Annotated in this window: 4 protein-coding genes; 1 reads left to right on the forward strand and 3 read right to left on the reverse strand. The window is 75.3% G+C overall.

All coding sequences use genetic code 11. The features are described from left to right. Both ACIQOV_RS38350 and ACIQOV_RS38355 read right to left on the reverse strand, forming a co-directional pair. Window positions 1-351 (reverse strand): serine hydrolase (locus ACIQOV_RS38350; RefSeq protein WP_401055396.1); only part of this gene is annotated, 351 nt, incomplete at its 3' end. A gap of 211 nt (window positions 352-562) precedes the next feature. Continuing rightward, window positions 563-976, reverse strand: coding sequence for an HIT family protein (locus tag ACIQOV_RS38355; RefSeq protein ID WP_401055398.1), 414 nt, complete (start codon window positions 974-976; stop codon window positions 563-565). A gap of 182 nt (window positions 977-1158) precedes the next feature. On the opposite strand from ACIQOV_RS38355, the gene ACIQOV_RS38360 reads away from it, so the two are divergent. Next, complete coding sequence (locus tag ACIQOV_RS38360; RefSeq protein ID WP_401055399.1) at window positions 1159-1347, forward strand: YegP family protein; 189 nt, start codon at window positions 1159-1161, stop codon at window positions 1345-1347. A gap of 100 nt (window positions 1348-1447) precedes the next feature. Here the strand turns inward: ACIQOV_RS38360 and ACIQOV_RS38365 are convergent, their stop codons facing one another. Next, a complete protein-coding gene (locus ACIQOV_RS38365; RefSeq protein WP_401055401.1) occupies window positions 1448-2143 on the reverse strand; it encodes an MSMEG_1061 family FMN-dependent PPOX-type flavoprotein in 696 nt (231 codons plus the stop codon). Window positions 2144-2199 lie beyond the last annotated feature (56 nt).

Below are 2199 nucleotides of genomic sequence, written 5' to 3' on the forward strand. Positions count from 1 at the left end.
GGGGAGCCCCGAGGTGTGGGTGGCGAGGTGCCGCAGGGTGATCGGTTCCCGGCCCTTGGCCGGGACGACGGCACGACCGCCCGAGGCTCCGGTGAGCACCTCGGCGAGCGGGTCGTCCAGCCGGACCGCACCGTCGAGGGCCAGCCGCGCGAGCACGAGCGAGGTGAACACCTTGGTGACGGAACCTATCTCGAACAGGGTGCGGGGCCCGGGCACGCCACCACCCGGACCGGTCCGCCCGGCGCCGCGGATCTCCACGTCACCGCCGGCCAGCCCGGCGACCACCGCGCCGACGTGGCGGCCCGCGAGCCGGTCGGCCGTCTGCTGCACGAGGCAGGCGAGTTCGTTCATGATCGCGAGCCTAGACACCCTCACCGGCCGGATCGTCCGCCCGGAAAACGATATCGACCCCCGCCGGTGCTCCCGCAGACGTACGCCCGCCGGTGCTCCCGCAGACGTACGCCCGCCGGTGCTCCCGCAGACGTACGCCCGCCGGTGCTCCCGCAGACGTACGCCCGGCAGTGGCCCGCACGCCGGCGACGTCCTCGACCGGCCGCGCCGCTCAGTCCTCCAGCGCCTCCCGCAGCCGGCCCGCGACCTCCGCCGCCCCCGCCTCGTCCGGATAGCGCCGCCGGGGCCAGAAGAACCCGCGCAGCCCGTCCTTCGGATTGCGCGGCACCACGTGGACGTGCAGGTGCGGCACCGACTGGCTGATCCGGTTGTTCGCCGCGACGAAGCTGCCCGCCGCGCCCAGCCCGCGCTCGACGGCCGTCGCCACCCGCTGCACCCGCAGGAAGAACGGTCCCACCTCCGCGGCCGGCAGGTCGGCCAGGGTCGGGTGGTGGGCGCGCGGCACGACCAGTACGTGCCCGGGGAACAGCGGCCGGCGGTCCAGGAAGGCCACCGCGGCCTCGTCGTCCAGCACCCGGTGCGCCGGCTCCTCGCCCGCCACCACCGCACAGAAGACGCAGTCCATCCGTCCATTCAAACCACCGGCGGCCGTCCCGGCACTCCCGCCAATCCCCGCGGATCCGGCTTCACCCGTCCGGCTCCCGCCCGGGTGCGGGCGCCCCGGCGCCGGGCGCACGGTGGCGCCGGGGGCAGGACGGCGGGCGCATCGAGCGTTCCGCGAGGAGGCCCCGCGAGGAGGTGGCCCGGATGTCGGGCACGTTCGAGGTCTATCAGGACGCCGGCGGCAAGTACCGGTTCCGGCTCAAGGCGGGCAACGGCGAGATCGTCGCCACCGGCCAGGGCTACGCCAGCAAGGACGCCGCCCACAAGGGCGTCGAGGCGGTCCGGCGGGCCGCCGACGGCGCGGCCGTGGAGGACCTTCCCAGGGCGGCCTGAGCGCGCGCCGCCCGGCGACCGGTCCGCCCCGGGGCCGGTCGCCGGGCGTCCCGCGCGGAGCGGGGTCCGTACGGAGCGGGGTCCGCGCGGCCCCGGAACCTCACTCGTACCGGTACAGCAGCGCCTCCCGCTCGTACTGCTCGATCATCTCCACGGTCAGCGACCCGTCCCGCAGGTGCGAGAGCGTGACCTCCGCCGAACTCGGCTGCGCGTCCTTGGCGAGCCAGTTCTCCGGCTTCCACGCCGAGGAGCGCAGGAAGGCCTTCGGGCAGTGCCCGTACACCTCCTCGACGGCGACCACGATCGCGCTGCGCGGCGGCTTGCCGACGGCGGTCAGCTGCCGCAGCAGCTCCGGGTCGGTCGAGACGCAGGCCCGCCCGTTGACCCGCAGCGTGGCGTCCCGGCCCGGGACGACGAAGAGCAGCCCGACCCGGCCGGTCTCCAGGATGTTGTGCAGGGTGTCCAGGCGCTTGTTGCCGGTGGCGTCCGGAATGGCCAGGGTGTACGGGTCGAGCACCGAGACCAGCCCGGCCGGCCCGCCGCGCGGGGAGACGTCGCAGCGTCCGGCGGCGTCGGTGCTGGCCACGAACACCAACGGGGAGCAGGCGATCAGGCGCTGGGCGACCTCGTGCAGGCGGTCGACCTGCTTGCGGCGGGCCTGGTCGCCGGGCTGCTCGTAGATCTCCCGCAGCTGGGCGGGATCGCTGAGCGCGCCCGCGTGGAGGGCGTCGAACAGGCCGCCCGGCCGGTCCGGCGCGGAGGTTGACGAAACGGCAGATTCCGGTGTGGTCGTCATACCGGGAATGTAGCCGAGGCCGCTCGGCGCACCCCGCCCCCCGCACTGCCGCTGCC

Origin of the sequence: Kitasatospora sp. NPDC091257, from assembly GCF_044757675.1 — a bacterium.
Taxonomy (GTDB): Bacteria; Actinomycetota; Actinomycetes; order Streptomycetales; family Streptomycetaceae; genus Kitasatospora; species Kitasatospora lactacystinica.